General features: G+C 62.7%; 15 protein-coding genes. 9 read left to right on the top strand and 6 right to left on the bottom strand.

Features of this window, described 5'->3' with window-relative positions:
* The first annotated feature begins 37 nt into the window (after positions 1 to 37).
* The gene (locus ACODSJ_RS22340; protein ID WP_489103812.1) at positions 38 to 1,681 is read left to right on the top strand and encodes a GMC family oxidoreductase; all 1,644 of its coding nucleotides are present in this window, start codon (positions 38 to 40) and stop codon (positions 1,679 to 1,681) included.
* A 118-nt stretch (positions 1,682 to 1,799) separates the two neighbouring features.
* A complete protein-coding gene (locus ACODSJ_RS22335) occupies positions 1,800 to 3,422 on the top strand; it encodes an MFS transporter (RefSeq protein WP_489103811.1) in 1,623 nt (540 codons plus the stop codon).
* Positions 3,423 to 3,605: 183 nt separating this feature from the next.
* Here ACODSJ_RS22335 and ACODSJ_RS22330 read toward each other — a convergent pair whose 3' ends face one another.
* Positions 3,606 to 4,013 (bottom strand): response regulator, encoded by a 408-nt coding sequence (locus ACODSJ_RS22330; RefSeq protein ID WP_489103810.1) that lies wholly within the window; start codon positions 4,011 to 4,013, stop codon positions 3,606 to 3,608.
* Between the two features lie 239 nt (positions 4,014 to 4,252).
* Between ACODSJ_RS22330 and ACODSJ_RS22325 the strand changes: the two genes are divergently transcribed.
* Entirely contained in the window at positions 4,253 to 6,199 is a 1,947-nt protein-coding gene (locus tag ACODSJ_RS22325) for a DNA topoisomerase III (RefSeq protein WP_489103809.1), read from the top strand.
* Between the two features lie 731 nt (positions 6,200 to 6,930).
* Entirely contained in the window at positions 6,931 to 7,260 is a 330-nt protein-coding gene (locus ACODSJ_RS22320; RefSeq protein WP_489103808.1) for a hypothetical protein, read from the top strand.
* 73 nt (positions 7,261 to 7,333) lie between these two features.
* Here ACODSJ_RS22320 and glsB read toward each other — a convergent pair whose 3' ends face one another.
* The gene (gene glsB, locus ACODSJ_RS22315) at positions 7,334 to 8,242 is read right to left on the bottom strand and encodes a glutaminase B (RefSeq protein WP_489103807.1); all 909 of its coding nucleotides are present in this window, start codon (positions 8,240 to 8,242) and stop codon (positions 7,334 to 7,336) included.
* Positions 8,243 to 8,597: 355 nt separating this feature from the next.
* Here glsB and ACODSJ_RS22310 point away from each other — a divergent pair, with 355 nt between their 5' ends.
* Positions 8,598 to 8,792, top strand: a complete 195-nt coding sequence (locus tag ACODSJ_RS22310; RefSeq protein WP_489103806.1) for a hypothetical protein — start codon at positions 8,598 to 8,600, stop codon at positions 8,790 to 8,792.
* A gap of 10 nt (positions 8,793 to 8,802) precedes the next feature.
* Here ACODSJ_RS22310 and ACODSJ_RS22305 read toward each other — a convergent pair whose 3' ends face one another.
* Positions 8,803 to 9,822, bottom strand: coding sequence for a hypothetical protein (locus tag ACODSJ_RS22305; RefSeq protein WP_489103805.1), 1,020 nt, complete (start codon positions 9,820 to 9,822; stop codon positions 8,803 to 8,805).
* A 133-nt stretch (positions 9,823 to 9,955) separates the two neighbouring features.
* Here ACODSJ_RS22305 and ACODSJ_RS22300 point away from each other — a divergent pair, with 133 nt between their 5' ends.
* The gene (locus ACODSJ_RS22300) at positions 9,956 to 10,363 is read left to right on the top strand and encodes a YkvA family protein (RefSeq protein WP_489103804.1); all 408 of its coding nucleotides are present in this window, start codon (positions 9,956 to 9,958) and stop codon (positions 10,361 to 10,363) included.
* A 236-nt stretch (positions 10,364 to 10,599) separates the two neighbouring features.
* Here the strand turns inward: ACODSJ_RS22300 and ACODSJ_RS22295 are convergent, their stop codons facing one another.
* Entirely contained in the window at positions 10,600 to 10,977 is a 378-nt protein-coding gene (locus ACODSJ_RS22295) for a con-10 family general stress protein (RefSeq protein ID WP_489103803.1), read from the bottom strand.
* Between the two features lie 443 nt (positions 10,978 to 11,420).
* On the bottom strand, positions 11,421 to 12,323 hold the full coding sequence (locus ACODSJ_RS22290; RefSeq protein ID WP_489103802.1) for a LysR family transcriptional regulator: 903 nt from the start codon (positions 12,321 to 12,323) through the stop codon (positions 11,421 to 11,423).
* Between the two features lie 167 nt (positions 12,324 to 12,490).
* On the opposite strand from ACODSJ_RS22290, the gene ACODSJ_RS22285 reads away from it, so the two are divergent.
* Genes ACODSJ_RS22285 through ACODSJ_RS22275 form a run of 3 tightly spaced genes read left to right on the top strand, consistent with a single transcriptional unit; the run spans position 12,491 to position 15,083 of the window.
* A complete protein-coding gene (locus ACODSJ_RS22285) occupies positions 12,491 to 13,189 on the top strand; it encodes a CoA transferase subunit A (RefSeq protein WP_489103801.1) in 699 nt (232 codons plus the stop codon).
* A 35-nt stretch (positions 13,190 to 13,224) separates the two neighbouring features.
* Positions 13,225 to 13,890 (top strand): CoA transferase subunit B, encoded by a 666-nt coding sequence (locus ACODSJ_RS22280; RefSeq protein WP_092327245.1) that lies wholly within the window; start codon positions 13,225 to 13,227, stop codon positions 13,888 to 13,890.
* A gap of 11 nt (positions 13,891 to 13,901) precedes the next feature.
* Entirely contained in the window at positions 13,902 to 15,083 is a 1,182-nt protein-coding gene (locus tag ACODSJ_RS22275; protein WP_489103800.1) for an acetyl-CoA C-acetyltransferase, read from the top strand.
* Positions 15,084 to 15,194: 111 nt separating this feature from the next.
* Here the strand turns inward: ACODSJ_RS22275 and ACODSJ_RS22270 are convergent, their stop codons facing one another.
* Complete coding sequence (locus tag ACODSJ_RS22270; protein WP_489103799.1) at positions 15,195 to 16,541, bottom strand: MATE family efflux transporter; 1,347 nt, start codon at positions 16,539 to 16,541, stop codon at positions 15,195 to 15,197.
* Positions 16,542 to 16,663 lie beyond the last annotated feature (122 nt).

The raw sequence follows: 16,663 nt of genomic DNA, 5'->3' as shown, positions 1-16,663 counted from the left end.
AGGATGAGCCGCACAAGAACAAAAAATGAGGTCACGGATGCAACCTGTCGTCGATGAATACGATTACGTGATCGTGGGTGCCGGCCCGGCCGGGTGCTTGCTGGCCAATCGGCTGTCGGCCAACCCGCAGCACCGGGTGCTGTTGCTCGAAGCCGGTGGCCGCGACAACTACCCGTGGATTCACATCCCGGTGGGCTACCTGTTCTGCATCGGCAACCCGCGCACCGACTGGTGCTTCAAGACCGAAGCACAACCGGGCCTGCAAGGGCGTGCCCTGAGCTACCCACGGGGCAAGGTGCTGGGCGGCTGCTCGTCCATCAACGGCATGATCTACATGCGCGGCCAGGCGGCGGACTACGACAGCTGGGCGGCCGAGGGTAATTCGGGCTGGGCCTGGAAAGACGTCCTGCCGCTGTTTCGGCAAAGCGAAAACCACTTTGCCGGTGACTCCGCGCTCCACGGCGCTCGCGGCGAATGGCGGGTCGAACGCCAGCGCCTGTCCTGGCCGATTCTCGATGCGTTTCGCACCGCCGCCGAGCAGAGCGGCATCGCCAACATCGACGACTTCAACGGCGGCGACAACGAAGGCTGCGGTTACTTCCAGGTCAACCAGAAAGCCGGCGTGCGCTGGAACGCGGCCAAGGCTTTTCTCAAGCCGATTCGCCAGCGCACCAATCTCACGGTCTTGACCGACGTCGAGGTCGAGCGCGTGCTGTTGCGTGACGACCGGGCCCACGCCGTCAGCGCCCGCTGGCAAGGCAAGGGCATGACCTTCAAGGCCCGCAAGGAAATCGTGCTGTGTGCCGGTGCCGTGGGCTCGCCGGGGATCCTGCAACGCTCCGGGATCGGTCCGCGCCCCTTGTTGCAGCGCCTGGGCATCGGCGTGGTCCATGAACTGCCCGGCGTCGGCGGCAACCTGCAGGATCACCTGCAATTGCGGCTGATCTACCAATTGGAAAACGCCCGCACCCTGAACCAGATCGCCGGCACATTGTGGGGCAAGATGGGCATGGGCCTGCGCTACCTGTACGACCGCAGCGGCCCGCTGTCCATGGCCCCCAGCCAACTCGGCGCGTTCGCCCGCTCGGGGCCGGAACAGACGTCGGCCAACCTCGAATACCACGTGCAGCCGTTGTCCCTGGAGCGCTTCGGCGAACCGTTGCACAGCTTCCCGGCGTTCACCGCGTCGGTCTGCGACCTGCGTCCGCAAAGCCGTGGCCGGGTGGACATCCGTTCGGCCGACCTGCATGACGCGCCCCTGATCCAGCCCAACTACCTCAGTCACCCGGAAGACCTGCGGGTGGCCGCCGACGCCATCCGCCTGACCCGCCGTATCGTTGCGGCGCCGGCCCTGAACGCGTTCAAACCGGTGGAATACCTGCCGGGGGCCAGCCTGCAAACCGAAGAAGAACTGCACCAGGCCGCCGCCCGCATCGGCACGACGATCTTCCACCCGGTGGGCACCTGCCGCATGGGCCAGGATCGCGACGCGGTGGTGGATGCACAACTGCGCGTCCACGGCATCAAGGGCCTGCGCATCGCCGACGCCTCGATCATGCCGCGCATCACCTCGGGCAACACCTGCTCGCCGACGCTGATGATTGCCGAGAAGGCGGCGCAGATGATGCTGGAAGCAGATACCAGAATCAGCACGCCCCAAAAGGAGTCGGCCACGGTCTGAAAAACAAAAAGTCTCCCCCAACGGAAATGAGTAAGCAAAAGGGATGAGTCAAATCAGGAGATGCCAAACCGGCGTCGACAGTGGAACAACAAAAACAATCACTGTGAGGGATACCGCTATGTCTGAACATGTTCAGCCCCTGGAAGCCACGCGCAGCGTCGGCACCAGCCAGCAAATCCAGAAAGTCATCTTCGCCTCGTCCCTGGGGACGGTGTTCGAGTGGTACGACTTTTTCCTCTACGGCGCCCTGGCGGCGGTGATCAGCAAGCAGTTCTTTGCCGGGGTCAACGACACCACGGCGTTCATCTTTGCCCTCATGGCGTTCGCCGCCGGCTTCATCGTGCGGCCGTTCGGGGCGCTGGTGTTCGGCCGCCTGGGGGACATGATTGGGCGCAAATACACGTTCCTGGCGACCATCGTGCTCATGGGCCTGGCAACCTTCTGCGTCGGCCTTTTGCCCAACTACGCCAGCATCGGCATTGCCGCGCCGATCATCCTGGTGGCGTTGCGCATGCTCCAGGGCCTGGCCCTGGGCGGTGAATACGGTGGCGCAGCCACCTACGTCGCCGAGCATGCGCCCATCGGCAAGCGCGGTTTCCACACCAGCTGGATCCAGTCCACCGCGACCCTCGGCTTGCTGCTCTCGTTGCTGGTGATACTCGGCTGCCGCTATTTCACCGGCGATCAGTTCGAAGTCTGGGGCTGGCGCATTCCATTCCTGCTGTCGATCCTGCTGCTGGGCATTTCCACCTGGATTCGCCTGAGCCTGCACGAGTCACCGGCCTTCCTGAAGATGAAAGAAGAAGGCAAGTGCTGCAAGGCACCGATCCGCGAATCCTTCGGCAAATGGGAAAACCTCAAGGTGGTGCTGATCGCTCTGTTCAGCATCAACGCCGGGCAAGCGGTGACCTTCTACGCCGCGCAATTCTATGTGCTGTTCTTCCTCACCCAATTCCTGAAGATGGACCCGGCCCTGGCCAACAGCCTGCTGATCGTCAGCGTGATCATCGGCGCACCGTTCTTCGTCTTTTTTGGCTGGCTGTCGGACAAGGTCGGGCGCAAACCGGTGCTGATGATCGGCCTGCTGCTGGCGACGGCGCTGTACTTCCCGATCTTCAAGACCCTGGCCCATTACGCCAACCCGGCCATCGACCAGGCGAGCCGCCAGTCCCCCATTACCGTGGTGGCTGACCCGGCCACCTGCACCTTCCAGTTCGACCCGGTGGGCAAGGCGCGTTTCGACAGCCCCTGCGACAAGGTCAAGACCTTCCTGGTCAAGCAAGGCCTGCCCTACAGCAGCGTCGCGGCCCCGGCCGGCAGCGATGTGCAGGTCAGCGTCGGCGAGGTGAAGCTTGACGGCTACGACGAAGCGGCCCTGCGCGGCGCGGTGACACTGGCCGGCTATCCGCAGAAAGCCGATGCCCAGCAGATCAACCGAGCGATGATCGTCGTGCTGATCGTGGCACTGATCATCATCTCGGCCATGTGCTACGGCCCGCTGGCGGCGCTGATGGTCGAACTGTTCCCGACCCGCATCCGCTACACCTCCATGTCCCTGCCCTACCACATCGGCAACGGCTGGTTCGGTGGTTTCCTGCCCACCGTGTCGTTTGCGCTGGTGGTCTACACCGGGGACATCTTCTACGGGCTGTGGTACCCGGTGGTGATTACCGGAGTGAGCCTGGTGGTGGGCATGCTGTGCCTGCGGGAAACCTGCAATGTGGATTTGGACAAGAACTGAGAAACAACCGGCTCAACGACCCTATTGTGGTGGGGTAGCCATTGCGGGAGCAAAGTGTGGGAGCAAGGCTTGCCCGCGATGCAATCGCGTCGCCTGCATCGCGGGCAAGCCTTGCTCCCACAGATCCTCCTTACTCCCACAGATCCTCCTTACTCCCACAGATCCTCTTTGCTTTCACGGATCTCAATGGAGCGAATGACTCTTCACCGTATGCTCCACCAGATCCAGCATCTGCCCCAACGCCCACGGCTTGGCGATGAACGAAGCGTGGTGCTTGATCCCGGCGCTTTCCGGCGTTTCGTAGCCCGACATGATCAACAGCGGGATCTGTGGCCAGCGGTCCCCGGTGAGGTTGGCCAGGTCTGCGCCGTCCAGCGTGCCTGGCATGGTGATGTCGGTCAGCAACAGGTCGACATAGTCGGCACTCTGCTCGAGGAATTTCAGCGCCGCATCGGCACTTTCCCGGGGCTCCACGACAAATCCCTCGTCCTCCAGGATCTCGCAGAGAAACTCCAGGATGGTCGGGTCGTCTTCGACAACGAGGATCAAGCGCGTGGTCGCCTGTCCGTTGTTCTTGGGCGTCGAATTCATGAAGGTGACTCTCCTTGAACCATTAACGTTCATTCGCTGTTTCAGCGGTTCTGAAATTAGGAGCGACGCCCCGGCAAGAAATTCATTTTGCCTGCGCGCCAGCCGCCGAACGCCGCTTGCCAAGCCTCCCACGGCAAATCCGCACACATTTATCTGTATATCCATACAGATAAAACTTGCCCTCCAGCTTTTCCATGACCATGCTACAGCCCCATGAAATCTCCCTGAGAAGAGGCGCTATGCAGCTGTACCTGTGTGAAAAACCGTCCCAGGCCAAGGACATCGCCGCCGTGCTCGGTGCCACGCGCCGTGGCGACGGCTGCTGGCTGGGTGCTGGCGTCACGGTCACCTGGTGCATCGGCCACCTGCTGGAAACCGCCCCGCCCGACGCCTACGATGCGCGCTACAAGCGCTGGGTACTGGCCGACCTGCCCATCGTGCCGGCGCAATGGAAAATGACCGTCAAGCCGAAAACCGCCAGCCAGTACAAAGCGGTCAAGCGCCTGCTGGGGGAAGCGAAGGAACTGGTGATCGCCACCGACGCCGACCGCGAAGGCGAGATGATCGCCCGGGAGCTGGTAGAGCATTGCCGCTACCGTGGGCCGATCCGGCGGCTGTGGCTGTCGGCCCTGGACGACGCGTCGATCCGCAAGGCCCTGGCGGCCCTCAAGCCGGGGGTCGAGACCTTCAACCTTTATCATTCGGCCCTTGGACGCTCCCGAGCCGACTGGCTGATCGGCATGAACATGAGTCGCCTGTTCACCCTGCTGGGCCGTCAGTCCGGCTACCAGGGCGTGCTGCCGGTCGGTCGCGTGCAGACACCGACCCTGCGGCTGGTGGTGGACCGCGACCGCAGCATCGCCGACTTCGTGCCGGTCGCCTATTGGGCCATCGACGTGCAGCTCAGCCACCAGGGCACGGCCTTCACCGCCCAGTGGCGCGCCGACCCGGATGCCTGCGACGACCAGGAGCGCTGCCTGGACCAGGCCCTGGCCCGCGCTGCCGCCCAAGCCATGGGCAACGCTGCCACCGCCCGGGTGACCAAGGTCCGCACCGAGCGCCTGCGCGAAGCTGCACCGCTGCCGTTCGACCTGGGCACCCTGCAGGAAGTCTGCTCGAAGAAACTCGGCCTCGGCGCCCAGGAGACCCTGGACATCGCCCAGCAGCTCTACGAAACCTACAAGCTCATCACCTATCCCCGCAGCGATTGCGGTTTCCTGCCGCTGAGCCAGCACAGCGAGGCTCCTGCCATCCTGGCCGCTCTGGCCCAGGCCGACCCAAGCCTTGCGCCACTGCGCGAGCACCTGCAACCGCAACGCAAATCCCGGGCCTGGAACGACGCCAAGGTCAGCGCCCACCACGGCATCATTCCCACCGCGGCGGCGAAAAACCTCGACAAACTCGCCGGCAAGCAGCGCGCGGTCTATACCCTGATTCGTGCGCGCTACCTGGCGCAGTTCCTGCCCAACCATGAATACGACCGGACCCAGGCCGACTTCGACTGTGCCGGCCAGGCCTTGCGCGCAGTGGGCAAGCAGATCGTCGAACCCGGCTGGAAGCGCGCCCTGCCCGAGGCGCTGGCCCCGACAAGGGGACGGGAAGCACCGGCCCCGCAGACATTGCCGGCGCTGGCCGAGGGCAACGATTGCAGCGTGGACGAGGTGACCCCCAAGGACCTGTGGACCCAACCGCCCAAGCCGTTCACCGAGGGCGACCTGATCAAGGCCATGAAGAACGTCGCCAAGCTGGTGGCCGATCCCCTGCTCAAGCAAAAGCTCAAGGACACCACCGGCATCGGCACCGAAGCGACCCGGGCCTCGATCATCCAGGGTCTGCTGGATCGCGGTTACCTGGTCAAGAGCGGCAAGGCCCTGTCCGCCACGCCAGCGGCCTTCAGCCTGATCGACGCCGTCCCCCGCGCCATCGCCGACCCCGGCACCACGGCGATTTGGGAACAGGCGCTGGACATGGTGCAAAGCGGGGAAATGAGCCTGGAAGAATTCGTCACCCGGCAAGCCGCCTGGATGAGCAAACACATTGCTCGCTGCCAAGGCATGAGCTTGACCATCAGCGGCCCGGCCAGCCCCGCCGGCCGTGGGGCAACGCCGTGGAAAAACAAACGCAAGCCGGCCAAGCGCAAGGCAGGCGGTGCGCCGCGCAAGGCAAGCAAAGCCAAGGCAACCTGAGCAAAACCGCATTACCCCAATATCTTGGGCTTGCTTCAATACCTGGAACTGAATCTCTGTGGGAGCAAGGCTTGCCCGCGATGAGGAACATGCGGTCTCTCTCTGGAACCGAGTCGCCTGCATCGCGGGCAAGCCTTGCTCCCACAGAGATTCTAGACCCAGGGGTTGGGTTATCCCCTACCAGGCTCGTGTTGTACCCCCCTTCCTAATACCCAAACCATTTTGTCCGACAATATGTAGTGAACAAAAATATTCACTACAAAACCGTTGACGCCTCCGATTTGCCCTTGCATGATGCAGACGTCTCCCCGATCGGGAGTACAGGCAACCGTTTGAGCAAGCTCGTCTGACCGCCGAGCTGTTTTTTTGGATAAGGGACTGCCCACAAGGCAGATTGAAGGTGCTGACCTGGCATGACCGTCCGGTAACAAGGACGAGAAACGTCGGCGACGATCCTCATGACGCACGTGGTCGACCCTCGAAAGTTGACGCTGGCTGAAGATTCTTCGCTGTTTCTCGTCGCTGTCACGCAGTTTGCGTAGCAGCCCTTCGACAACACTACACAACCGATGCTCGACCCCGCCGAAGTCAGGCGGATGAACACGGGTGGCTTGGCTTCGATGCCAGGCACAGGGTTTGTACGAGAAGTTGCGCAGGCACTTTTCGCACAAAGCCTAGCGAAGTTTTGCGAACCACCAGACAGATCAACCAAATGGTCAAGGGGCTTACACATGAATCTGAACAATCATCCATCTATTGATGAACTGGCTCGCATGTTCGCAGCACACAAAGACACGCTGGACAGCCATATCCTGTGGATCGGCAAGAATGGCCAGGTGCACATGGACTGCCTGTCGCCATTCACCCATGAAGACGAGTTCGAAAAGAACCAGCAAGACTTGTGCGCACGGCTGAAGATGTACCGGCGCGGCCAAGGCTACGTCGGCAAGAAGGCCGCAGCTGACAAGGACTTCATGGGCCGCGTCTTGCAGACGCTGACCCAGGCCTGGCAGTCGATGCAAGACACCTCCCAAGTCCGGGTCATCGACCGCTTCTGCTGATTGCCTATAGTAAAAAGGGCCCGTTCCTGATGAGGAACGGGCCCTTTTTTGTTCAGCACTTTTCGTACGAAACCTAGAACACCGACCAGCCGATCCGCTGGCTGAGCAGCTCCAGCGCAGCCATCCCGGCCAGGGAATTACCGGCGGCGTTGAGCTCCGGCGACCAGACGCACACCGTGAAACGTCCTGGCACCACGGCCACGATCCCGCCCCCTACCCCGCTCTTGCCAGGCAGACCGACCCGATAGGCGAAATTGCCAGCCTCGTCGTACAGCCCGCTGGTGGCCATGATGGAATTGACTTGCTGGGTCTGACGGGCGGTCAGGATCTGCGAGCCGCTGTGCTTGCAGAACCCGTCATTGGCCAGGAAACAGAACGCCCGGGCCAGGTCGACGCAGCTCATGCGCAGTGCGCAGTGGCTGAAATAACTGCGCAGCACCGCCTCCACGTCGTTGTGGAAGTTGCCGAAAGACTGCATCAGGTAGGCCATCGCCGCGTTGCGGGCACGGTGCTGGTATTCCGACTCGGCGACCTTGCCATCCACCATCACCTGCAGGTTGCCCGACAGGCGGCGGACGAAATCGCGCATCGACAAGGCCGGCGCGGCGAAACGCGACTGGTTGATATCGCAGATCACCAGGGCGCCGGCATTGATGAACGGATTACGCGGTCGTCCGCGCTCGAACTCCAGTTGCACCAGGGAGTTGAAGGGTTGGCCGGACGGTTCGTGCCCCAGCCGCTCCCAGATCGCCTCGCCGGAATGCTCGATGGCCTGCACCAGGCTGAAGACCTTGGAAATACTCTGAACCGAAAAGGGCGTATCGGCGTCGCCGGCGCAGTACAGTTCGCCGTCGTTGCCATACACGGCAATGCCCAACTGATTGGGCGCCACGGAGCCCAGGGCCGGAATGTAATTGGCCACCTTGCCCTGGCCGATCAGGGGGCGGACCGATTCAAGGATCTCGTTCAACAGTGCTTGCATATGCGCCAGGTCCAGTCATTCCCCGTTCGAGTGCGGGGATACAGACGCTAGACGCTGCCGGAAGGTTCCAGAGCACACTGAATATCACCTTTGAATCAGAACATCGGGCCGACCCGCAGGATTGTGGGAGCAAAGCTTGCTCGCGATGACAATGGCATATTCAACATCACCTTCAACTGACCCACCGCTATCGCGAGCAAGCTTTGCTCCCACGGAGGACTAGCCCCTCAGACGCTGCGGGAGTCCTGCCCCCTAACAAGAAGCCGCGTGTTCCATGAATTTCAAGAAATTGCCCGGGCGCTTCTCCCCCCCATCGAGCGGTCTATAGTAAGGGATCAACCCGCAGGAGCAGACGATGCGTCAGATCATGCATAAAGAACCCTGGTGGGCCTCGCCGCCCCGGCCCGGGCAGGACGAAAGCGAGCTGGAGTGGGGATGGCTGGTGATCTACAGCGAAGGCGAACCGCGTTTCGAATTCGTCAGGGAACGCCCGACCGATGAACAGATCCGCCATCGCAAGGGCTGTCGCGTCACCCTGGGGGCCGACTGAGCCCAGCCTGTCAGGGCTCGACCGCCGGCAACAGCACGGCGCGGTTGGACAGGTCCGTCTCCACCAGGTTGTCTTCGATCTCCCCGTCCAGGTAATACACCGGTGCCATCACCCCGCTGAGGGGATGCTTGAGCGATCTGAACCAGGCCTCGTCGAATGCCGCGCTCAAGCGCTGGCGGATCTGTGCCTCCATTTCCGGTCGCTCGCCTTCGTGGATCATCGCGCGAATGCCCGCCACGCTCACCGAAATCAACGCGCCCGCCGCCTTCCCGACCACCGCCGCGGCCGCACCGGCAGCCCCTCGCGTGGCGTACTGGCCTTCGATCTTTTCACTGGTGCGCTGCGCCACCGTGGCGATCACCGCATCCGACGGCCCCGAACCGGTGGCCGCAGCCTTGTTCACGTGATCGATCAACGCCGCGTAGGCCGGCAGGGTGTTCAACGGCTCGGTGTGGACCACCTCATACAACGAAGCATTGCGCGCCGCCGGCGGGCCCAGGTTGATCGCCGCAATACCGTGCAGGCGTCGGTTGATCAGCCCGGAGGCAATGCCATGCCGCTGGGCGACCACCTGGACCTGCTGATTGAGCAAGCGCACGTAATACGCCGTGGCATTGGCCCTGATGGCCTCGGGGTCGATCTCCTTCGCCACCGGCTCCAACACCCGCTCGCGATACTGTTCCTGCAGGTACAGGGCCAGGCGCTTGGACGCCGAGTCCTCCTGGCCCTTGGCGCTGGCGTCATACCAACTGACCTTCACCGCCAGCCATTCCTGGGTCCAGTAGCTGCTGAACCAGGGAATGAAATCAGCTTCGGTCCGCTGATACACCAACACCCGCCAATGCTCCATCGCCCCACGGGCGTAGACCCCGGTCTGCTCGATGGCGCTTTTCGAAGCGGCGATGATCTGCTGGTCGACTTGCCGCCAAGTGTCCTGGGAAACCGGCACCGTGGTGGCCTGTTGCCCGCTCTGAGGCGTGGCGCACCCCGCCAGGACAAGCACAACGGCCAGCATCAGCGAACGCAGCACGATCGCTACCCCGGATCTTGGTCACCCATGGGTTGAGTATAGGTGCGTGGAACCGCCGCCACGTGCAAGACATCGGTGCAGCGGCCGGCCTTCGTCGTATAGAGTGAGCCAACCCCTGACCTTGCAGAGACTCATGACCGCGCTCCTCGCACGACTTCGCCAATGGGCCCGCGCCCTCAAGCGCCAGACCATGACGCTGTGGTTCTGTTATCGCCACCCCGAGACGCCGTGGCTGCCCAAGTGGATCGCGATTGTCGTGGTGGCATACGCCTTGAGCCCCATTGACCTGATCCCGGATTTCATCCCGGTGCTGGGTTACCTGGACGATGTCATCCTGCTGCCGCTGGGCATCTGGCTGGCCCTGCGGCTGATGCCACCTGCGGTGCGGGCCGAGTGTGAGGCCAAGGCGCAGCAGTGGCAGGAGAACGATGGTCAACGCCCGGTGAACACAGTCGCGGCGGTGCTGATCGTGCTGGTTTGGCTCGGCGCCCTGGTGGGCGCCTGGTTCATGTTTCGCGGCGCATTCACGTCAGCGCCTTGAATCTCGCGCATTACACAGCCTATGAGGACACTGTCAACGACACGCCCTGCACGCTGAAGTAGTTAAACGAATAGAATCGAGTGTTAATTCAATAAGCGGAACGCACAGAAAGTTACTCGCACCGCACGCCAAGCAACACATAGCTGGAGTGCCTAACTTATAAGCGCTCGACAACTAGCGTATATAAAAGACACTGCCGGCCCGGTCAGTGACCAGGGCCGGCAACCAAACGGGCCTTACGATTTGCGCCCGCCGCCGTGGCTGTTTTCACCGCCCTTGCGGCCCGCCTCGGAAGCTTTTTCCCGATCATTGGCGAAATTACCGCCCGAGGCCTGGCCACCCTTGCGTCCGGCTTCGGAGGCACGTGCAGGGTCGTTGGCGAAGTTCCCACCGGAGGCCTGTCCGCCTTTACGGCCGGCCTCTACAGCGCGTTCGGGGTCGTTGGCAAAGTTGCCACCCGATGCCTGGCCACCTTTGCGTCCGGCTTCGGCTGCGCGCGCTGGATCATTGGCGAAGTTGCCGCCCGAGACTTGCCCGCCTTTCTTCCCGGCTTCCGATGCCTTTTCACGATCGTTAGCGAAATTGCCAGGGTTGTTATTACCTGTGTTAGCCATTTCATTCACCTCGTTAGTTGCTGTTAGCGAACCCTGCTGGTTCGTTTAATTCGGAAATCCAGACACCGTTAAGGTTTTAAACAAAACCTCCCAATGACGACGAACGGTCAACATCGTGCCGCTTGGTTTTATTTGCCTTGAACTTATCTCCACCCGACGCTCAAACAGACGCCATTCCAATGTCACGAACCTGGATCAAGTTCTGCTCAGGGTGAAATCGGATCGCTCGCCGGAAACGTTTCCTCCAGCGCATCAGGTTGACCACTTCACCGCCGTTCTTTCGAATTGCGCACATAGAGGTGGAGGGTCTGGGCGGCGGGAAAGTTTGAAGCGACCGAGGCATCGGGCGACGAAAGGTGTCAGGCCGAGCCTGGGCGTTGTGGCTGGCTATTGTGGTGAATGATCCTTTGAGGAGCGGGCAGTGATCAGCAGGAAGGACGCGATCAGCCTGCTGTGAGCTGCGCGCCAAGATCCTGCCCCTTGAGCGTATCGAACAGCGCCTGCGCCGCTGCCGACAGTTCATGGCCCGGCTTGGTCAGTACGCCGACGGCCCGTTCTATCACCGGATCGCTCAAGGTGATGCAGCGCGCCCCCAGTTCATGCATTTGCCCCACGCACAGGGCCGGCACGGCGCTGACCCCCAAGCCGCTGGCGACCATCCGCCCGACCGTCGCCAGTTGGTGGCTCTCGAACTCCACCGGCAGTTTCATGCCCCGGGCCCTCAAGTGTTCTTCCAGCATCACCCGCACGGTGGAAGGTCGTTGCAGGGTGATGAAGGGCTGCTCCAGCAGGGTTTTCCAGTGGACTTCATCGCACCGGGCCAGCGGTGAATCCAGCGGCACCACCGCGACGAAGCGATCCAGGTACAACGGCGTGAAGGCCAACGACGAACCCTGCACGGGCTCGAACGCCACGCCCAGTTCGACGTGCCGGTCACGCACCATTTCCAGCACTTGTTCGTTGATCACATCGTTGACCGTGACGTTGACATTCGGGTACCGGGCGCGGAAGGTCTTGAGGATCGACGGCAGCAGGTTGCCGGCGAACGACGGCATCGCCGCTAGGGTCACGCGACCGCGCTGCAAGGTGAAGCGCTGGCGCATTTCATCCTCGGCATTGTCCCAGTCGGCGACCAACCGGCGTGCCAAGGGCAACAACGATTCGCCCTCTGCCGTCAGCGCCACGTTACGGGTGTTGCGGCTGAACAAGCGTCCACCAAGCCCGTCTTCCAAGGCCTTGATGGTCAGGCTCAGGGCCGACTGGGACAGGTGCAGGCGCTCGCCGGCCACGGCGAAACTCAGGCTCTGGGCCACGGCGAGGAAGGCGCGGATCTGTTTGAGGGTCATGGTCGCTACGCTCCCAGCGGCGAGTGGTTAGCTTCGAGCTGCACGTTGGATATCAGTCATTGATGAGATTTATCAATCAATCCAACCTAAAAATCAACTTAACAAATATATGACTTGGCGCAACACTGCATTCCATTGCGACCCCATCAAGAATAAAAGAGGTGTCTATGGCAGGTTTCGACAAACGTGTGAGTTCCTATGCAGAAGCCCTGGCGGGCTTGAAGGACGGCATGACGGTCATCGCTGGTGGCTTCGGCCTCTGCGGTATCCCGGAAAACCTGATCGCCGAGATCAAGCGCAAGGGCATCCGCGAGCTCACCGTGGTGTCCAACAACTGCGGCGTCGATGGTTTTGGCCTCGGCGTGTTGCTCGAAGACCGGCAGATCCGCAAGGTGATCGCCTCCTACGTGGGTGAGAACGCCCTCTTCGAAAAACAACTGCTGAGCGGCGAGATCGAAGTCCAGCTCACCCCTCAAGGCACCCTCGCGGAGAAAATGCGCGCCGGCGGCGCCGGCATCCCCGCATTCTTCACCGCTACCGGCGTCGGCACTCCAGTGGCCGAAGGCAAGGAAGTGCGTGAATTCCATGGTCGCCAGTACCTGATGGAAGAATCCATTACCGGCGACTTCGCCATCGTCAAAGGCTGGAAAGCCGACCACTTCGGCAACGTGGTCTATCGCCATACCGCCCAGAACTTCAATCCGCTGGCCGCCACCGCCGGCAAGATCACCGTGGTGGAAGTCGAGGAAATCGTCGAACCCGGCGAGCTGGACCCGACGCAGATCCATACCCCTGGCATCTACGTCGACCGGATCATTTGCGGCACGTTCGAAAAGCGCATCGAACAGCGCACCGTACGCAAGTAATCCCCTGCCCCCGGACCGAATGAAGGAATAACCACATGGCACTTTCCCGCGAACAAATGGCTCAACGCGTCGCCCGCGAAATGCAGGACGGCTACTACGTTAACCTGGGCATCGGCATTCCGACCCTGGTCGCCAACTACATCCCCGAAGGCATGGAAGTCATGCTGCAATCGGAAAACGGCCTGCTGGGCATGGGCGCATTTCCCACCGAAGCCGAAGTCGATGCCGACATGATCAACGCCGGCAAGCAGACCGTCACCGCGCGCATCGGCGCCTCGATCTTCTCTTCCGCCGAATCGTTTGCCATGATCCGCGGCGGTCACATCGACCTGACCGTGCTCGGCGCGTTCGAAGTGGATGTGCAAGGCAACATCGCCTCCTGGATGATCCCCGGCAAGCTGGTCAAGGGCATGGGCGGGGCGATGGACCTGGTGGCCGGTGCCGAGAACATCATCGTCACCATGACCCACGCGTCCAAGGACGGCGAGTCGAAACTGCTGCCGCGTTGCAGCCTGCCGCTGACCGGCGCCGGCTGTATCAAGCGCGTGCTCACCGACCTGGCCTACCTGGAAATCCAGGACGGCGCCTTCATCCTGAAAGAACGGGCGCCGGGCGTCAGCGTCGAGGAAATCGTCGCCAAGACCGCCGGCAAACTGATCGTGCCGGACCATGTGCCTGAAATGCAGTTCGCTGCCCAGTGAGGAGAGATTCGATGCAAGAAGTCGTGATTGTCGCCGCCACCCGCACCGCCATCGGCAGTTTCCAGGGTTCGCTGGCCTCCATTCCCGCACCGGAACTCGGTGCCGCGGTCATTCGTCGCCTGCTGGAACAGACCGGCCTTTCTGGCGAAGAGGTCGATGAGGTGATCCTCGGCCAGGTGCTGACCGCCGGCTCCGGGCAGAACCCGGCCCGCCAGGCGTCGATCCTCGCCGGCCTGCCCCACGCCGTGCCGGCATTGACCCTGAACAAGGTCTGCGGCTCGGGCCTCAAGGCATTGCACCTGGGCGCCCAGGCGATCCGCTGTGGCGACGCCGACGTGATCATTGCCGGCGGCATGGAAAACATGAGCCTGGCGCCCTACGTCCTGCCGGCTGCCCGCACCGGCCTGCGCATGGGCCACGCGAAGATGATCGACAGCATGATCACCGACGGCCTGTGGGATGCGTTCAACGACTACCACATGGGCATCACCGCCGAGAACCTGGTGGACAAGTACGGCATCAGCCGCGAGGAACAGGACGCCTTCGCCGCTGCCTCCCAGCAGAAAGCCGTCGCCGCCATCGAAGGGGGTCGCTTTGCCGATGAAATCACACCGATCCTGATTCCCCAGCGCAAGGGCGAGCCGCTGGCGTTCGCCACCGACGAACAGCCACGGGCCGGCACCACCGCCGAGTCCCTGGGCAAGCTCAAGCCGGCGTTCAAGAAGGACGGCAGCGTCACCGCGGGCAACGCCTCGTCGTTGAACGACGGCGCTGCCGCGGTGCTGCTGATGAGCGCTGAAAAAGCCAAGGCCCTGGGCTTGCCGGTGCTGGCGAAAATCAGCGCCTACGCCAATGCCGGCGTCGACCCGGCCATCATGGGCATCGGCCCGGTATCGGCCACCCGTCGCTGCCTGGACAAGGCCGGCTGGTCGCTGGAGCAATTGGACCTGGTGGAAGCCAACGAGGCCTTCGCCGCCCAGTCCCTGGCCGTGGCCCGGGAGTTGAAATGGGACATGGACAAGGTCAACGTCAACGGCGGCGCCATCGCCCTGGGTCACCCCATCGGTGCTTCGGGCTGCCGGGTGCTGGTGTCGTTGCTCCATGAAATGATCAAGCGCGACGCCAAGAAAGGCCTCGCGACGTTGTGCATCGGCGGCGGCCAAGGCGTGGCCCTGGCACTGGAACGCGCCTAGGCTTCCACGTAGCGAGCCCGACGGTGGCTGGGCGGACCCACGACACTCGCCCGACCACTGGCAACACCCCCGGCGCTACTTCGGTAGCGCCGTTTTTTTCAGGGTGGTGGTCTACACAAGACGCTCGATCGGTTGGTGTTGCCAGACCCGCTTGTAGTACAGCGTCTGCAACATCAGCATGCTCAGGTAAGCCACCGGGAACGCCATCCATACCCCTTGCAAGCCAACGTAGGCGTCCAGCAGATAGGCCGCCGGCACTTGCACACCCGCGATGCAAAAGATCGAGATCGCCACCGGCATCAGCACGGTGCCGCTGGCGCGCATGATGCCACCGACGATGGCCTGGAAACCGAATACCAGCAGGCTCCAGAGCATGATGTGCAGCAGGTGCTCGGCCTGCACCCGCGTCGCCGGGTCGGTGATGAACAGCCCCAGTAACCGGTGGGACAACAGATAGCCCAACAGCACCAGCGCGCCGGTGAGCCAGAGATTGATCAAGAGCCCCGTGCGCAGGATCGGCCCGAGGCGTTCCTGGCGCCCGGCGCCAATGGCCTGGGCGCCGAGGATCGAGGCGGAGATGGCAATCGACAACGCCGGGAACTGCACGTAGTTGACGATCTGCGCCACCGCGCCATAGGCCGCTGTGGCCTGAGAACCGTGGCGGTTGACCAGCGCCAGGATCACCAGCTCCGACAACGAAATCACCACCATCTGCAAGCCGGTGGGCAGGCCGATCCGCAGCACCTTGCCGAGGATCGCCCTGTCCAGGCGCATCGCCGAGAACAGCGCCCGATCTGGCGCCAGGTCATGCTCACGACGGTTCAGGCGCCACGCCAGCATCAGCATGGCCGCCGCCGTCCCGACCAGCCCCGCCACCGCCGCACTCTGGACGCCCATCTGCGGCAGCCCCAGCCAACCGCGAATCAGCGCGGGCGTGAGCACCAGCCCGACGCTGGTGGACACCAGCAACGCCAGCATCGGCGACACCGTATCGCTCACCCCGCGCAACAACTGGGTGAACAGCACGAACACCAGCAGCAGCGGCAGGATCCACATCATGACCCGGGCATAGGCCACGGCGTCCTCCAGCACGTCCGCTGGCGTACCCAGGCCTTGCAACGCCTGGCGGGCAAAGAGACTGCCAAACACCGCCGCCGCCAAGCCGATGAGCGCCCCCAGCAACAGGGTCGAGCCGGCAATCGCCTTCACCGTGCCGGTTTGCCGCGCGCCGTGGGCCTGACCGATCAGCACCCCGGCGCCAGCGCCCAGGCCAATCACCAGGGAGATGAAGAAAAACAGGATCGGAAACATCCCCGACACCGACGCCAGCGCCTGGGTGCCGAGCATCTGGCCGATGTAGATGCTGTTGAGCGTGCCGGACATGGACTGCAGGAAATTGGACAGGACCATGGGCGTGAGGAACAGCAGGTAGGTTTTCCAGAGCGGCTGGGTGGGCATGGGAGCTCTTGATGGCAGGTTTGCAGTGCGGGGTAATTTAGCGCAAACCATTCCGGCCCACTCGCTTTTGTGGCGAGGGAGCTTGCTCCCGCTGGGTCGGTCCGACGCCTCGGGCGCAGCAG

It is taken from the genome of Pseudomonas sp. FG6 (assembly GCF_057809015.1).
This window is presented reverse-complemented; position numbering and strand designations above follow the sequence as displayed.